Annotated in this window: 15 protein-coding genes and 1 tRNA gene; 10 read left to right on the top strand and 6 right to left on the bottom strand. The window is 55.7% G+C overall.

What is annotated here, in order from left to right; genetic code table 11:
- Window positions 1–23: 23 nt before the first annotated feature.
- Window positions 24–314 (bottom strand): hypothetical protein, encoded by a 291-nt coding sequence (locus tag N6V40_RS12390; protein ID WP_262197840.1) that lies wholly within the window; start codon window positions 312–314, stop codon window positions 24–26.
- Window positions 315–692: 378 nt separating this feature from the next.
- Between N6V40_RS12390 and N6V40_RS12385 the strand changes: the two genes are divergently transcribed.
- Together N6V40_RS12385 and N6V40_RS12380 are read left to right on the top strand one after the other, a co-directional pair.
- Window positions 693–768, top strand: a tRNA-Val gene (locus tag N6V40_RS12385).
- Window positions 769–859: 91 nt separating this feature from the next.
- A complete protein-coding gene (locus N6V40_RS12380) occupies window positions 860–1468 on the top strand; it encodes a class I SAM-dependent methyltransferase (RefSeq protein ID WP_262197839.1) in 609 nt (202 codons plus the stop codon).
- Window positions 1469–1517: 49 nt separating this feature from the next.
- On the opposite strand, the gene N6V40_RS12375 is transcribed toward N6V40_RS12380, so the two are convergent.
- Window positions 1518–2657 (bottom strand): methyltransferase, encoded by a 1140-nt coding sequence (locus N6V40_RS12375; protein ID WP_262197838.1) that lies wholly within the window; start codon window positions 2655–2657, stop codon window positions 1518–1520.
- Window positions 2658–2954: 297 nt separating this feature from the next.
- Between N6V40_RS12375 and N6V40_RS12370 the strand changes: the two genes are divergently transcribed.
- Window positions 2955–3149, top strand: coding sequence for a CsbD family protein (locus N6V40_RS12370; protein ID WP_061952239.1), 195 nt, complete (start codon window positions 2955–2957; stop codon window positions 3147–3149).
- A gap of 95 nt (window positions 3150–3244) precedes the next feature.
- On the opposite strand, the gene N6V40_RS12365 is transcribed toward N6V40_RS12370, so the two are convergent.
- Window positions 3245–4456, bottom strand: a complete 1212-nt coding sequence (locus tag N6V40_RS12365; RefSeq protein WP_262197835.1) for a glycosyltransferase — start codon at window positions 4454–4456, stop codon at window positions 3245–3247.
- Window positions 4457–4523: 67 nt separating this feature from the next.
- Between N6V40_RS12365 and N6V40_RS12360 the strand changes: the two genes are divergently transcribed.
- The 3 genes from N6V40_RS12360 (at window position 4524) to N6V40_RS12350 (ending at window position 7712) form a co-directional block, all read left to right on the top strand.
- Window positions 4524–5177 (top strand): TetR/AcrR family transcriptional regulator, encoded by a 654-nt coding sequence (locus tag N6V40_RS12360; RefSeq protein ID WP_131088103.1) that lies wholly within the window; start codon window positions 4524–4526, stop codon window positions 5175–5177.
- A 94-nt stretch (window positions 5178–5271) separates the two neighbouring features.
- Entirely contained in the window at window positions 5272–6441 is a 1170-nt protein-coding gene (argE, locus tag N6V40_RS12355; RefSeq protein ID WP_242632434.1) for an acetylornithine deacetylase, read from the top strand.
- A complete protein-coding gene (locus N6V40_RS12350; RefSeq protein WP_131088104.1) occupies window positions 6438–7712 on the top strand; it encodes an MFS transporter in 1275 nt (424 codons plus the stop codon). Before argE ends, N6V40_RS12350 begins: the two co-directional genes overlap by 4 nt.
- A 78-nt stretch (window positions 7713–7790) precedes the next feature.
- Here the strand turns inward: N6V40_RS12350 and N6V40_RS12345 are convergent, their stop codons facing one another.
- Both N6V40_RS12345 and N6V40_RS12340 read right to left on the bottom strand, forming a co-directional pair.
- Window positions 7791–8480: a PAQR family membrane homeostasis protein TrhA gene (locus N6V40_RS12345; protein ID WP_131088105.1), complete on the bottom strand. Its 690-nt coding sequence runs from the start codon at window positions 8478–8480 to the stop codon at window positions 7791–7793.
- A gap of 187 nt (window positions 8481–8667) precedes the next feature.
- Window positions 8668–8928, bottom strand: coding sequence for a GlsB/YeaQ/YmgE family stress response membrane protein (locus tag N6V40_RS12340; protein ID WP_262197833.1), 261 nt, complete (start codon window positions 8926–8928; stop codon window positions 8668–8670).
- A 319-nt stretch (window positions 8929–9247) separates the two neighbouring features.
- On the opposite strand from N6V40_RS12340, the gene N6V40_RS12335 reads away from it, so the two are divergent.
- Together N6V40_RS12335 and N6V40_RS12330 are read left to right on the top strand one after the other, a co-directional pair.
- Window positions 9248–9769 (top strand): gluconokinase, encoded by a 522-nt coding sequence (locus N6V40_RS12335; RefSeq protein WP_131088107.1) that lies wholly within the window; start codon window positions 9248–9250, stop codon window positions 9767–9769.
- A 47-nt stretch (window positions 9770–9816) separates the two neighbouring features.
- Complete coding sequence (locus tag N6V40_RS12330) at window positions 9817–11232, top strand: GntP family permease (protein WP_131088108.1); 1416 nt, start codon at window positions 9817–9819, stop codon at window positions 11230–11232.
- A gap of 97 nt (window positions 11233–11329) precedes the next feature.
- On the opposite strand, the gene N6V40_RS12325 is transcribed toward N6V40_RS12330, so the two are convergent.
- Window positions 11330–12064, bottom strand: a complete 735-nt coding sequence (locus tag N6V40_RS12325; protein ID WP_131088109.1) for a FadR/GntR family transcriptional regulator — start codon at window positions 12062–12064, stop codon at window positions 11330–11332.
- Between the two features lie 206 nt (window positions 12065–12270).
- Between N6V40_RS12325 and gndA the strand changes: the two genes are divergently transcribed.
- Entirely contained in the window at window positions 12271–13710 is a 1440-nt protein-coding gene (gndA, locus tag N6V40_RS12320; RefSeq protein ID WP_131088110.1) for an NADP-dependent phosphogluconate dehydrogenase, read from the top strand.
- A 197-nt stretch (window positions 13711–13907) separates the two neighbouring features.
- Window positions 13908–14903, top strand: a complete 996-nt coding sequence (locus N6V40_RS12315) for a phosphodiester glycosidase family protein (RefSeq protein ID WP_131088111.1) — start codon at window positions 13908–13910, stop codon at window positions 14901–14903.

Raw genomic sequence — 14903 nt, 5'->3', positions numbered from 1 at the left:
CACGCAGATTGTTCAGCTAGTGGCTACTGCTTGCTCAGGCGCATCGTAGTTGTTGTGCCCATGATCCCGGCCTCATAGGAAATCTCGCCGTTGATAAACGTAAACTTCTTGCTGTCGTCGCCCGAGGCCATAATTGCGCTATCCGTCGCCTTTTGATCACGCTGAGAAGTCCAGGTAAATGATTCGGCGCCAGCCTTCGGAGCCTTAAACGTGCCAACCCAGTAAATTGACTTTGTGTCTCCGTTGTTCGTCACCCAGTCAATGCTGATGACGTCCCCTTTGATGGTGGCCAGTTGGTAGGCGTCTTCGTCCATGGAATTTTTCTGTTTCCACTTTCCGCTGAGGTCTACAGGCTCTGCCTGCTGACCTTGCTGCGCGGTGCTGGATGTAGTTGTTGCACTTGTTGCACTTGGTGTGGAGGCCGGCGCCTGGCCGCCACAAGCGGACAGTGCAAAACATAGGGCGAGAGAGGCAACTGCCAGTGATCTTTTCATAGGGAAAGTATCGCAAAAGGTGCCGACAGTTTAGGGGTCGCCGTTAGTAGCCAAGGCAGCTTCCGGAGAGTGACGCTCGGCACTCTTTGCGAAAAATACCGTTCTCAATTTGCCAAGTCAGTTCGGCATGTACTAAATTATTTCTTGTTGCAGAGAATGAATGAAGCAAAGAAATTTGCTTGGTCCTTCACTGTAGGAGGGCCTTTAGCTCAGCTGGTAGAGCGTCACGTTTACACCGTGAATGTCATCGGTTCGATCCCGGTAGGGCCCACCAACGAAAACCCGTTGTTTTTGATCGTCAAGATCGAAAACAACGGGTTTTTTCGTATGCCGTGACTGGTGCTCACTCGTGGCAAACTGGAGGCATGAGTGCCCCGGAAGAAAATCTTTGGCTTGCGACCCGTCGCGCCAATCCAGATCACGCAAAAAACTATGCGCAGCGCTGGCGAAACTTAGTGGCCGAAGGAAAAGACATTTTTGGCGAAGCCCGCGCCGTTGATGCGTTGGCACAACGCGGCAGTCGAATTCTTGATGCTGGGTGTGGAACCGGTCGGATCGCCGGTTGGCTCGCCGAACAAGGGCATAACGTCGTTGGTGTGGACCTTGACCCCGATCTGATCGAGGTAGCCCGTCAGGACTATCCCAACGCCGCGTGGTTTCTGGGTAATCTGGCGAGTTTTAGTCCCCAAGACATTACCTCAGGTCCGGTTGATTTTGATGTCATCGTTTGTGCAGGAAACGTTCTGACGTTCCTGTCCGAAGCCGAACGCTTGCCCGCCTTAAAACGCCTGGGTCAATTTCTTGCTCCCGACGGTCGCTTGATTGTGGGATTCGGAGCCAACAGGGGGTACGACTTTGAGCAATTTGAAGCTGACGCACAGCGGGCTGATCTTCTGATTCAGCAACGCTACTCAACGTGGAACTTTCACGCGCCGGCCGATGATTTCCTCGTGGCTGTACTTGGCGCAAAGTAACGCTAGGTTGGCGAGCCTGAGATCTTGCTAGACCGGGGATTGACTGCGCTTAGGCCTTGACCTTCAGGCGCCACAAGGTGGTGATCTCCTTCGAACGAGCTGCGTGCAGGGGATCAGACTGATCATGGGCGCGGCCGTGTGTGGGACGTCCATCAATCTTCTCGACAACCCTCAGGCCAGCGTCGTCGATAGCGGCTAAGAGTAGTTCGCGGGTGCGCAGACCAAGCAGCTCGGCGAGGTCGGAGATGATGAGCCAGCCTTCACCGTCCTCGGTCAGGTGCTTAGGTAACCCGCGAAGGAACTGCAATAGCATCTTGCTGCCCGGATCGTAGATGGCAGCGTCGAGTGTGCTCGGAGCGCTGCCCGGTAACCACGGGGGATTGCAGATGATCAGCTCAGCCTGCCCGGCGGGGAACATGCTGGTTAATTCGGCGTGTGCGTCATCCTGCATACCCAAGCGGGCGAAGTTTTGATTGGCACAATCAACGGCTCGCTGATGGATATCCGTGGCCTTCACGGTCTTCACTCCCCGTGAGACCAACAGGGCAGCCAGCACTCCTGTCCCGGTGCCAATGTCGAAGGCGAGCTGCGCACCGTTAAGCGGAGCCTGGGCTACGAGCTGAACGTATTCTTGCCGGGTAGGCATAAAGGTGCCGTAGCGCGGATGGATGGTGGCCCCCAACGCGGGCACGTTGACACCGTTGAGGAACCATTGATGCGCGCTGAGCACCCCGGAGAGTTCTTGCAGGCTCACCACGGCTTGCGTGCCAGCAAAATCTTTGGCTTGTTCGTAGGCGAAGGTGATTGCTTCGGCTACCTGTGGGGAGCGCGCCAAACGTAGTTGTGCGGCATGCTCTGAATTCTCGAATGTCAGGGACACCAGGACCAAGGAGAGCATCCGGGAGCGGTGTGCACGAGCTTGACGGATGGCGTAGAACTTTTGACCAGCATCTTGTTCCTTCTTGGAGGACTTGCTGGTTTGGGTAGCGCTGAGCCGGCGGTCCATGGCCGAGATCAGTTGCTTGGCATTGTGATAGTCGCCCTGCCACAACATCGCGATTCCACGCGAAGCGTAACGCATCGCGGCGTCGGCGGTCAGTCGATCATCAACGAGGACTACCTTTTTGGGTGCCGGTCTATCGTTGGCCGAGAACCATGTGGCGCTGAAACTTTCCCCTCGTGGTCCCACGAAATAGATGGTTCAAGAGCACTGGGTGCAGTACAGATGGCCGAACGCCCTGTCGTTTCGCGGTGCTCACCCGTTGGAGACCGCGCATGAGCCATGTGTTGCGTGGGCCGGTGTTAATAAGTCTACCGAGGATTGATCAGGGTGCGGTGCGCGAAGATCATACACTTCATTGGTGGATTCAGCAGGATTTGCGAGATCTTTCAGCTGGCCTCAAGTTGCTGACCAGCTGGCTACCGAAATTGGCATGTAACGTGGGTTTTGTTCGTTGTTCGATCGACTGTAAAAGGAGTACGACTTATGGGTTTAGGCGATAAGTTCAAGAACAAGGCTCAGGAAGCATCCGGCAAGGTCAAAGAATCTGTCGGCGATGCAACCAACAATGAGGATTTGCAGGCTGAAGGCGTGAAGGATCAGGCCGCAGCCAAGACGAAGCAGGCAGGTGAAGCTGTCAAGGACGCAGCTAAGGACGTCCGCGACGACTTCAATAAGTAGCAAGTAGTTCAATAAGGGCACTCACCATTTTGGTGGGTGCCCTTGTTGCGTTAAGTTGCTGTTGCGTACAGCTTCTGATGCGTTGAACTTCGTGATCAGTAGCGCTCCAAGAACCTTGCGACCTTCAGCGCACTGTCCTCTTCAGCTGCTAGTTTCGTTGAGATCAATCTGGCACCCTGAGCATAGTTCTCGTTGCTCTCGGCTTCATTGATGGCCTGGGCCAAGGAATTAACGGTCAAATTTTTATAGGCGATAGGGGCAACACCTGCGCCCAGACGGTGAAGCCGAGAAGCCCAAAACGGCTGGTCCGTGAAGATGGGTACCGGCACCGCTGGAACACCGGCGCGCAAACCGGCGGCAGTGGTGCCGGCCCCAGCATGGTGCACTACGGCAGCTACCTGGGGGAATAACCAATGATGCGGGACTGCGCCGACACCCAGAACGTTTGACTCGGAAAATTCTCCCGCGCCTTGGATGATGGTTCGTCGCCCGGTACGGCGGGCAACGTCGATAAGGAAGTCAGCTTCGAGTGCCTGTGTGCTTCCAAAACCTAGGAACACCGGTGGCTCACCTGCGCTGAGGAAATCACGCAGTGAGGCAGGTGCGCTCCACGATGGATCGGCCGCCGGCCACCAGTAGCCGCAATTGATAATGTTTTGGTGCCAATCAGCGGGGCGCGGCACCACGGTTGAACTGAAACCATTAAGAACTGGACTGCTAACCTTTCGGCGCAGACGTTCCGAGGCAGCACGGCTTCGCTTGGGCAATCCCAATTCTGCGCGAATGCGTGCGGTCGGTGCATCGTAGGGTGCCTTGGACGCGGAAATCAGTTGATGCAGCGCTTTGTTTCCTAGCTTTCCGAAACTGCGGGCCGTACCTAGCACCATAGGGGAGTAGTCCCCGCTGGGCTCGGACGGTTGCAAATGGGCGCTGATCGCCGGGATGCCCAGTGCCTCGGCGACATCAAAAGCGAAGGGCGCTACCGAATTGGCTAGGATCACCTCGGACCCGTGCTCGGCTGCCTTTAATGTTCCGGCAGCGGCTTGTTCGAAGTATGCGCCCAATTCTGCGAGGTATTTCCGCAGGTCTTTGGGACTGGTCTTTGTACCAGGAGGCGCAGGGTTGACCAGCGCGCTCATGTCACCTGGCAGCTCGCGGAAGGTGCAGCCCGCTGAGCTCACAAGTTCTTGGTAGGCAGGGTTAGCAGCGATCGATACATCTAAACCTTGCGCGGTCAGTGCCTGACCTAGACCTGCCATCGGAGCAACATCGCCACGGGTGCCTGGGGTGATCATCAGTACGCGCATGGTTCTCCTGTAAAGTTAATTGCGAACAGTGTTCGCGTTTAACTATACAGCCTCAGGAGTTCGCGCCATGGCCAAAAAATCACCGCAGAAAACCACCGGTCCCAAGCCCCGATACTCGCGCGAAAAAATTGTTGAGCTTGCCGTTGATCTTGCCGACGCACAGGGAATTGAGGCCGTTTCGCTCAGGGCGGTAGCATCGAGTCTCGGCACGGGTCCCGCCTCCCTCTACCGATATGTGAAGTCCTACGATCAGCTCACCGAACTAATGGTTGATCGGATCAGCGCCGAGTATGACTTTGATGCCTGCACTGGATCTGCAATTGAGCAGCTGGTGAACATCGCTCACCAGGGTCGGGGAATCATGCGGCGCCATCCATGGGTGCCATTGATCGTCCTACAAAAACAGGTGATGACCCACAACTCCATGGCATACCTCGAGCGAGGATTGCTGGCCTTAGCGGATACGGAACTGAGCGCCGCCGTTAAGCTGCACACCATCGCGATGCTGAACTCGCTGACCGCCGCGTTTGCGCTTAACGATCAGAAACAAGATGAGCAACAGGAAGCCTCGGCCGTGAACGAAGCATTGCAGACGGGGGCCTACCCGCAGTTGCTGAGAACACTGAGCGAGCTGAAGCAGCCCCTTGATCGGGACGATGCCTTTGAGCAGGGAATCCGCACCTACCTGCACGGCATCGGGGTCGGGGTCGGGAAATATTAACCCGCATAGCCTTAGAATGAAATCTTCTATGCATAGGTGACTTGGTATGACAGCATGAAACCAGTGTAATTATGCCAAGTACTTAGGAGTTGTTGTGGCTGCACCGTCCGAAGCAAGCATGAAAGAAATCCGCGAGCTGATTGCCGTGGACACCACCAGTCGCGACACAAACTTGCCGCTGATCGAAAACGTAGTGGAAAAACTTCAAGCCTACGGAGTTGAATCCTCGCTGATCCATAACAGCGAGGGTACCAAGGCCAATCTGCTGGCGACCATCCCGGCCCATGATGGAACGCGTACCGGCGGCATCGTGCTCTCCGGGCACACCGACGTTGTTCCGGTGGACGGGCAGAAGTGGAGCAGCGAACCATTTAACGCAGAAGTTCGCGGAGATAAGCTGTATGGTCGCGGGACCTGCGACATGAAGGGCTTCCTCGGGGTGATCCTAGCCAAACTGGACAAGCTGACCGAAGCGAAACTAGCCGAACCAATCCACCTTGCCCTCTCTTACGACGAAGAGGTTGGCTGTGTTGGTGCGGTGAGCCTGGTTGAAAAGATCGTCGCTGACAAGTTGGCGCCGCGTGGATGCTTTGTGGGGGAGCCATCAAGCATGCGGGCTATTCGCGGGCACAAGTCAATGAACGTCTTCAAGGTGCAGTTTAATGGCGTGGCGGCTCACTCGTCCTTGCCATCGGAAGGCGTTAACGCCATTTCCTATGCGCTTCGCTTTGCGAACTTTGTGGAGCAAGTTTCCGCTGAGCTGCGCACCAGCGGGCCGAGTGATGATGCGTTCATCGAACCGACCACCACCATGAACGTCAACAAGTTTGATGCCGGTATTGCCGTGAATACCATTCCATCCCAGGCAGTGGTGTTTTTCGAGTACCGTTCGCTGGCAGTGGTTGATCGTGAAGCGTTGACCAATCGTTTCCGTGAGGAAGCCACAAAGCTTGAAGCGCAGATGCAGAAGAAAAACCCTGCATGCTCGGTGAGCCTGGAACAGCAGGCCGGGGCGCCCGGGCTGAATACCGAACTAGATGAGGACATCGTCGCTTTTGCTGCAGCTTGTGGCGCGCACGCCACCGACGAGAAGGTTACCTACGGCACCGAGGCGGGACTATTCCAAGCCGCCGGGATTCCTACCGTGGTGTGTGGCCCTGGCGATATCGCTCAAGCGCACGCACCAGATGAGTACGTGTTGCTTGATCAGCTCGTGGAGTGTGAGGACTTCGTCGACTCCTTGATTGCACAGCTGAGCCGATGAGTGCCGGGACGCAGGTTACTGCCCAACAGGTAGCGATGGCCCGCAGGGCCGTGATCTCCAGTTCCATTGGAGCGGCGCTTGAATGGTTCGACATCATCGTTTATGCCACCTTCGCGACAACCATCGCGAAAGTCTTTTACCCGGATTCGGATCCGACCTTCGCGCTGATTCTTACCTTTGCCACGTTCGCGATTTCCTATGTGATCAGGCCACTGGGCGGAATGGTGCTGGGCAGCTACGCCGATCGTAGGGGTAGGAAAAAGGCGCTCACCCTGACCCTGGCCATGATGATGGTGGGCACGCTGATCATGGCGGTGGCCCCGCCCTATGAATCGGTAGGTGTCGCCGGTGCCTTGATCATTTTGCTTTCGCGACTGATTCAGGGGTTCTCCGCCGGTGGTGAATTTGGCACGGCGACCGCATTCTTGATTGAAACTGCGCCGCATAAGAAGGCGTACTATTCCTCGTGGCAGGTAGCCAGCCAGGGTGCATCCATGATGCTGGCCTCGGCCTTCGGCTATTTCCTGACCACGGGATTGAGCGCAGAAGCCTTGGAATCCTGGGGCTGGCGCGTGCCGTTCTTTGTCGGTTTGCTCATCGGTCCAGTGGGCTTGTACATTCGCGCTCGTCTGGAGGAGACCGAAGAATTCACTTCCTCCATCAAGGAGAAGTTCCCGCTGGGTACGCTGTTCAAGCAGCACTACGGTCGTTTGCTGGCCGGCGTTGGGGTGATTGGCGTAGCGACAATCTCCGTCTACCTGATCCTGTTTATGCCTACTTTTGCCGTGAATAACCTTGGGATTCCGGGAGACGCGGCGTTCTTAGGTGGGATCGCCGCGGGCGTTATTACCCTGTGCGGGGTGCCGCTGGTAGGTCACCTGGCGGATCGAATTGGTCCGGCACACGTGATGACCTATGCGGCCATCGCCGCCTTTGTCCTGGCGTATCCGATGTTCAAGCTCATGACTTCTAAGCCGAGCGTTCCGGTAATGGTGTTGGTGATCGCGCTGCTCGGCGTGATCATGTCCTTCTACTTCGGACCGCTGCCAGCGTTGCTCTCCAACCTATTCCCGGCGGCCATTCGTGGTTCGGGCCTTTCGGTGGCCTACAACGTGGGTGTCACGCTACTCGGCGGAATTGCTCCGCTGGTGTTGACCTGGCTGTTGAAGATCACCGGATCCTTGGATGCACCGAGTCTCTACTACATGGCGATCGCCGTGATTTCTTTGGTGGGACTGTTTGTGGTTCGTCGCCGTTACGGACAGCGATAGACCAACCGAGAAAGCGCAGTGGCCGCCAGCTTGAGAAAGCTGGCGGCCACTGCGCTTTTTTGTGTGTGTTGCTGATTTCTAGATGGCTACCAAAAGCACTGCGGTCCAATGGCAGAGGAACGCGACGATGGTGCATGCGTGGAAGAGTTCGTGGAAACCGAAGATTGTTGGCAGGGGATTAGGCCGTTTGGTTGCATAGAACACCGCACCGACGGTGTAGGCCAGGCCACCGGCAAGAATCAATATCATGACTGCCGGATTTGTGGCCCAGAAGGTAGGTAGCTGCATCAGTGCGCCCCAGCCAAGCAAGATGTAGAGGCTGACGCCGACCCAGCGCGGGGCGGTAGGCCATACGGTCTTGATGACGATACCTGCCAAGGCGCCGCCCCAAATGATGGACAGAACAATGATTGCTTGTTTGGCTGGCAGCACAAGCGCGGCGACAGGTGTGTAGGTACCGGCGATCAGCAAGAAAATGTTTGCGTGGTCGGCTCGGCGGAACAGACCCATTACCTTATCGGTCCAGTTGCCACGGTGATAGAGCGCTGAAGTGCCAAAGAGCAGGATGGAGCACAGGGCAAATACTGCGCTGGTCCACTCGGCGAGGTCGCTGTCGGCAAGCACGATCAGAACCAGGTTCATGATGATGATTCCTGGTGTTGACCATGCATGAATCAGGCCGCGCCAACGAGTTCTTTCGGTACCGATAGACAGAAATTTCTTTGGTGCTCGAACTTCTGCCTCTGGGGTCATGGGATCAATGGCCATGGGCGTCCTTAACGTCGTGCTCGGGGAGTAATCCCCAGTTCTTGAAGTCTACGACAAATATCTGTTGTGAACCTGTGCTGAGAAGCGAACGCAGGACATACAAAAGCCCGCCGGTTGCCACTGTAAAATTAGCGGCAGCCGGCGGGCTTGTTGCTTAGTGCGAGGGACTAAAACCCGATGATACGAGCTATGCTCGCCTCTTGGTGATGAATCCCCAAATGACCAATACGATCAAGGCGCCACCAATGGCTAGGAGCCAGCTCCACAGGGAGAAGAATCCGCCGACACCCTTATCGAAGAGGGCACTGCCGATCCAACCGCCGAGTAGTGCGCCGACGACACCTAGCAGCAGGGTTGCGATCCAGCCGCCACCTTGCTTGCCTGGCAGGATTGCCTTTGCGATAGCGCCTGCAATCAAGCCCAAAACTATCCATCCAATGAATCCCATGATTCGCTCCAATGGTCAGAATCTGCAGCGGCCGGGTTTGACCACTCATTCGCGACAATACATGGCATTGAGCTGGGCTTCCAGAGTTGCCACGATGAAATTCATACTTTTCACACAGGAGTTTCGACTACTGGTTGAAGGTCGTGAAGGTTTCATCACCTAAACAACATCTGACCTGTCCTTTAAAGGAAAATGTTACTTCGCGCACTTGAAGTGGTTGACAGCACCCGATTGCGCTCTTAGTCTTGTTAAATCAGATTTTATCCAACCAAATATTCCTTAAGTCTGATATTAGGTTTGCACACAACGGAGTGAAAACATGAGTGAACTGGTCCCGCCCATTGTTGTTATGGGTGTTTCGGGTAGCGGCAAGTCGACCATTGGTCAGATGCTGGCGGATGCATTGCACCGCGAGTTTATTGACGGCGACAGCTTGCACCCAGATGCCAACAGGCAAAAAATGGCGGCAGGTCAAGCACTAAATGACCAAGACCGCGAGCCATGGTTGCGAGTTATCGGGCAGAAACTTGCCGACGGTACTGCACAGGGCGAACCTCTGGTCATCGCATGCTCCGCGCTCAAGCGCGACTACCGCGATTTGATCCGTAGTCTTGAACCAGCAACTCTGTTTGTGCACCTTGCAGGCGTTCCTAATCTGATTCGTGATCGAATGAACGCACGCTCCCACGAATACATGCCAACTTCGCTGCTCGACAGTCAGCTGGCCACTCTGGAACAGCCAGAGGCAGATGAAGCTGTGCTCACTGCAAACATCTCTAACTCTCCCGAAGACATCGTGCGTCAGCTCGTCGCTGACCTCGCCGTAGTCAACCACGCCTAATCCATCTGCCAGATGCTGGCATGGATAACCATTGATCAAGGACGACAATGACAACTGAGCTCGAAATGAATTGGACGCTGGGTACCACCGGCCTCCTTGCACTGGCGGTGGCTGCAGTAGCCCTGCTGCTGGTGCTTATTATCCGCTTTAGAGTCCACGCATTTGTGGCTCTGGTGCTAACAAGCCTTATTACAGCCATTGCAGCTGGTATTCCAGCAGGCTCAGTCATCACCACACTAACCGGCGGTTTTGGTTCAACCTTGGCCAGCGTGGCCTTGCTGGTTGGCCTTGGCGCAATGCTCGGTCGCATGCTGGAAACCAGTGGCGGCGCAGAGGTGATGACCAACTGGTTGATCTCCAAGTTCGGTGAGAAGCGGGCGCCACTGGCGTTGTCCGTAGCTTCACTGCTCTTCGGTTTCCCAATCTTCTTTGATGCTGGCCTTGTGGTCATGCTGCCAATTATCTTCACCGTCGCACGTCGCCTTGGCGGCTCGGTACTGTACTACGCGATCCCTGCAGCTACCGCCTTCTCGGTGATGCACGTCTTCGTACCACCACACCCAGGTCCGGTGGCGGCCTCGGGTCTGCTTGAAGCAAATGTAGGACTCGTTTTGGTCTTGGGTCTGCTTGTTGCGGTTCCTACCTGGTTCTTCGCCGGTCACCTGTTCGGTAAGTTCGTTGGCAAGAAGTTCGACATTCCTGTTCCAAATATCTTGGATGCCGCTCTGGGCAATGGCTCAAACAAGGATGCTTTCAAGTCCTCGCCTTCAGTAGGCACCGTCTTTAGCCTTCTGCTACTTCCACTGATCCTGATCTTCTTGAACACCGGATTGAACATGCTCGGCAGCGCCGGCGTTGTTGATCCAAAGGCTTCATGGGTTACCTGGTTGCGTCTGTTCGGTGAAACCCCAGTAGCTCTGCTGATCACCGTGCTGTTGGGCATGGTTCTGCTTGGCTTCCGCAAGGGCAAGGACAAGACCCTTATCGAAACCGTGGTCGACTCCGCATTGGGCCCAGTATGCTCGATCATCTTGATCACCGGTGCCGGTGGCATGTTCGGTGGCGTACTGCGTGCCAGCGGTATTGGTAACGCTATCGCCAATTCGTTGCAGGCTATTGGTCTGCCACTGATCATCGCGGGCTTCCTGATCGCTGCCATCGTTCGACTGGCTCAGGGTTCGGCCACCGTGGCACTGACCACCGCCGCTGCCATCGTTCAGCCAGCAGTGTTGGCAGATAGCTCGTTGAGCGCCTTCCAGATCGCCACCATGGTTCTGGCTCTGGCTGCCGGTTCGGTCTTCGCCGGACACGTCAACGACTCGGGCTTCTGGTTGGTCTCGCGCTTCTTGAACATGGACGTATCCACCACCCTGCGTGTTTGGACCGTTGGCCAGGCACTGGTTTCCGTGGTTGGTTTCGTCTTCGTGATGGTGCTATACGGTATTGCTACCGCAGTGGCGTAGCTACTGTTACTAGTAACCACAAAAAATCCTTCCTCTCTAACAATCGTTAGAGAGGAAGGATTTTTTGCTATCTAAAACAAGATTTTGGAGCTCGTGCTTAGCGTGTTTCCTTGGGTGGATCAACGAATATGCGCGCTTGGCCCTCCCATAAGCTGCAGATCTCGTTATGTGTACGACGCATAATGCTTTCCATATTCTTGCGTGCACTGGCGGAGTCAGAGTTGGAGATGGCATCAGATACCGATTGGTGCCAGAGCAGCGCTTCTTCGTGCGGGCGTTCGGGCATGAGCCCAAGCTCTGTGCGACCGCGCAGGATTGCACCAATAGGGGTGGCAAGGTTGGCAAACATCTCATTGCCGGAGGCTGCAAGGACTAGGGAGTGGAACCGGATATCCAGTTCCAAGAATTTGTGCAGGTCACCTTGGCGACCGTAGTGACTCATCTGGGCTGAAACCATCATGAGCTCTTTGCGCATTGCCTCAGGGGCAACCTCGGCAGCCAGTTCGGCGGCCATGGGCTCTACTGAGATGCGAAGCTCGGTCAATGAGCGAAGTTGTGTACCTTTTTGATCGCTCGCTAAACGCCAGCGGATGACATGGGAGTCGTACGGATTCCAGAATTCAGCGCCCAGAACACGAATGCCGACTCGTTTGGTGCTGGTCACTAAGCCCGATTGAGCTAGTACACGAATGGCCTCACGAATCACCGATCGGGAGACTTGGAGTTTTTCCTCGAGTTCAGCGGCCAGCAGAATCGATCCGCGGGGGATTTGTCCGCCCACGATGCGCGAGCCGAGGTGCTCGACCACATGAGCGTGCAGACTAGTTGACATACCGTTAGTTTAGCCAAGGACTAGTCTCATACCTTGATACGCGCTGTAGTTCGGTGGGATAAATATGTTTTAACATCCGCTATGAGCTGTGAAACGTAGGGTATTGGCGAGTAGGATATAGAGGTCACGTGGTCGTGATTCAGGGGCCACTTTAATTGGTCTCTGTTTACGGCACACCTCCCCGTAATTGATGGAGACTTATTTTTATGCCTGCACAGATTGGTGTCACAGGTCTGGCCGTTATGGGCGCGAACCTTGCCCGTAACTTCGCCCGCAACGGATACACTGTAGCCCTGCACAACCGCTCGGTCGGTAAGACCGATGCACTGCTTGAGGCGCACGGCGATGAAGGTGACTTCATCCGCACCGAGAGCCTAGAAGAACTGGTTGCGAACCTCGAAACCCCGCGTCGCGTCTTGATCATGGTCAAGGCTGGCGGCCCAGTAGACTCGGTCATCGACCAGCTTGTTCCTTTGCTTGATGAGGGTGACATCGTCATTGACGCTGGTAACTCGCACTACTCCGACACTCGTCGCCGCGAAGCTGCGTTGAACGAGAAGGGCCTGCACTTTGTAGGCGTTGGCGTTTCCGGTGGCGAAGAGGGCGCACTGCTCGGCCCATCGATCATGCCAGGTGGTTCCGAAGAGTCCTACAAGGCTCTGGGCCCAATGCTAGAAAAGATCGCCGCTAAGGCTGACGATGGCACTCCTTGCTGCGCATGGATCTCCACTGACGGTGCTGGTCACTTCGTCAAGATGGTGCACAACGGCATCGAGTACGCCGACATGCAGGTTATCGGCGAAGCTTACGACCTACTGCGCAACGCTGCAGGTATCGAGCCAGCAAAGCAGGCCGAAATCTTCAACGAGTGGAACCAGGGCGAACTCTCTAGCTTCCTCATTGAAATCACCGCAGAAGTTTTGGGTCACACCGATGCTTCCACCGGCAAGCCACTGATCGACGTCATCCAGGACTCCGCTGGCCAGAAGGGCACCGGTCGTTGGACCGTGCAGTCCGGCCTGGACATGGGATCGCCAGTTTCGGCTATCGCCGAGTCGGTCTTCGCTCGTTCACTATCTTCCCAGCGCGATATCCGCGCCGTGGGCCAGAAGGTTCTGGGCGCAGCAACCTCTGAGGTTACCCTGCCTGAGAACTTCGTTGAGGACGTGCGTCAGGCACTGTTCGCTTCGAAGCTGGTTTCCTACGCACAGGGCATCGATATGCTCACCTCGGCTGCCGGTGAATACAACTGGACGCTGAAGCTGGACGAGATCGCTGGCCTGTGGCGCGAAGGTTGCATCATCCGTGCAGCCCTGCTCAAGGACATCACCGCTGCCTACGCAGCCGATGAGAAGCCTGCGAACCTCTTGTTCGCACCTGCATTCGCTGAAGCGATCACCAAGGCTGTTCCAGCTTGGCGTCGTGTTGTAGCTGTTGCAGTTCAGCTGGGTATCCCAGCACCGCTCTTCTCCTCGTCGTTGGCTTACTACGATGGTCTGCGCAGCGAGCGTCTGCCAGCAGCCCTGACCCAGGGTCTGCGCGACTTCTTCGGTGCACACACCTACCGCCGTACCGACAAGGAAGGCACCTTCCACACCTTGTGGAGCGGTGACCGTTCCGAGATCGCAGCTGAGGACACTCACTAGAGTTTTCACAGCTAAAACCGGCCTTCTTCCTAAGGAATTCCTTAGGAAGAAGGCCGGTTTTTTCTTAATAGGAGCCGCGTCACAGAAGTTCTTTTTGCCCGAATTTATCGGGATTTATCTGGCATGAATTCTCATTCATGGAAAACACCTAAGTAGATCGAGATCTGCTGACAGGTAGCGTCTATATAAATTTTCACATGACGAATTCACCTGAAACGCAAAACACCAGATCCCAGCAGTTAGCCACCGAAAAAGCATCCAAGAGTAAAAAGCCATCACGTCGGACGGTGCTTATTGGCTCGCTCGCCGTTCTAGCTGGCGCAGGTGGCGGAGCCGGCTGGGCATTGGACCGCTTCGTTGTTGAGCACGTCGAGCAAACTGGGGTTACTAGTGCCGCAGCGGCGACTGCCAGCACCGCCTCTGACACGGCAGCCAAAATTACCGATACCAGCTACACCTCAGATCTTGCCAAAATCAATATCGCTAAGACCGTCACGGGCAGCGGCAACAGCCAAGTCACCTACTTCGCAGCCGATCTGAATCTCAAAGACGGCACCGTACTGGCCTCCGCTTTTGCAAAAGACAGCTTCGGCGAAAACATCACCGAAACCACCAGCGCCATAGCCGAGAACAACTCCGCAATCTTTGCAATCAACGGCGACTATTACGGTTTCAGGGACACCGGCATCATCATCCGCAACGGAGTCGCCTACCGTGACAAGGGGGCCCGTGAGGGACTGGCGTTCTACAAGGACGGCAGCGTCAAGGCGTACGACGAGACCAGCACCGATGCAGACACCCTAGTTTCAGAAGGCGTATGGCAAACAGTGTCGTTCGGGCCGACGGTAGTGAAAAACTCCAAGCAGGTTGACGGCATCGACGACGTTGAGGTCGATACCAATTTTGGTAACCACTCCATCCAGGGCCAGCAACCGCGCACCGCGATCGGCATCATCGATGATAATCACTACGTCTTTGTTGTGGTCGATGGTCGCTCAGAAGGATATAGCGTCGGGGTGACCATGCCGGAGCTCGCCCAAATCATGCTGGATCTTGGCTGCAAAACCGCCTACAACATTGACGGTGGCGGTTCTTCGACCATGTACTTCAACGGCAAGCTGGTCAATAATCCGCTGGGCCGCAACCAAGAACGTGGAACCTCCGACATTCTGTTCATCGCAGGACAGGGGTAA

Origin of the sequence: Glutamicibacter sp. M10, from assembly GCF_025452055.1 — a bacterium.
In the GTDB taxonomy this organism is placed as follows: Bacteria; Actinomycetota; Actinomycetes; order Actinomycetales; family Micrococcaceae; genus Glutamicibacter.
The sequence above is the reverse complement of the archived record's forward strand: the minus strand, read 5'-3'. Positions and strand labels throughout refer to the sequence as shown.

Coding starts and splice junctions, on each gene's coding strand:
- N6V40_RS12390 (WP_262197840.1), bottom strand. CDS start 314: ATGGACGAAGACGCCTACCAACTGGCCACCATCAAAGGGGACGTCATC.
- N6V40_RS12380 (WP_262197839.1), top strand. CDS start 860: ATGAGTGCCCCGGAAGAAAATCTTTGGCTTGCGACCCGTCGCGCCAAT.
- N6V40_RS12370 (WP_061952239.1), top strand. CDS start 2,955: ATGGGTTTAGGCGATAAGTTCAAGAACAAGGCTCAGGAAGCATCCGGC.
- N6V40_RS12365 (WP_262197835.1), bottom strand. CDS start 4,456: ATGCGCGTACTGATGATCACCCCAGGCACCCGTGGCGATGTTGCTCCG.
- N6V40_RS12360 (WP_131088103.1), top strand. CDS start 4,524: ATGGCCAAAAAATCACCGCAGAAAACCACCGGTCCCAAGCCCCGATAC.
- N6V40_RS12350 (WP_131088104.1), top strand. CDS start 6,438: ATGAGTGCCGGGACGCAGGTTACTGCCCAACAGGTAGCGATGGCCCGC.
- N6V40_RS12345 (WP_131088105.1), bottom strand. CDS start 8,480: ATGGCCATTGATCCCATGACCCCAGAGGCAGAAGTTCGAGCACCAAAG.
- N6V40_RS12340 (WP_262197833.1), bottom strand. CDS start 8,928: ATGGGATTCATTGGATGGATAGTTTTGGGCTTGATTGCAGGCGCTATC.
- N6V40_RS12335 (WP_131088107.1), top strand. CDS start 9,248: ATGAGTGAACTGGTCCCGCCCATTGTTGTTATGGGTGTTTCGGGTAGC.
- N6V40_RS12330 (WP_131088108.1), top strand. CDS start 9,817: ATGACAACTGAGCTCGAAATGAATTGGACGCTGGGTACCACCGGCCTC.
- N6V40_RS12325 (WP_131088109.1), bottom strand. CDS start 12,064: ATGTCAACTAGTCTGCACGCTCATGTGGTCGAGCACCTCGGCTCGCGC.
- gndA (WP_131088110.1), top strand. CDS start 12,271: ATGCCTGCACAGATTGGTGTCACAGGTCTGGCCGTTATGGGCGCGAAC.
- N6V40_RS12315 (WP_131088111.1), top strand. CDS start 13,908: ATGACGAATTCACCTGAAACGCAAAACACCAGATCCCAGCAGTTAGCC.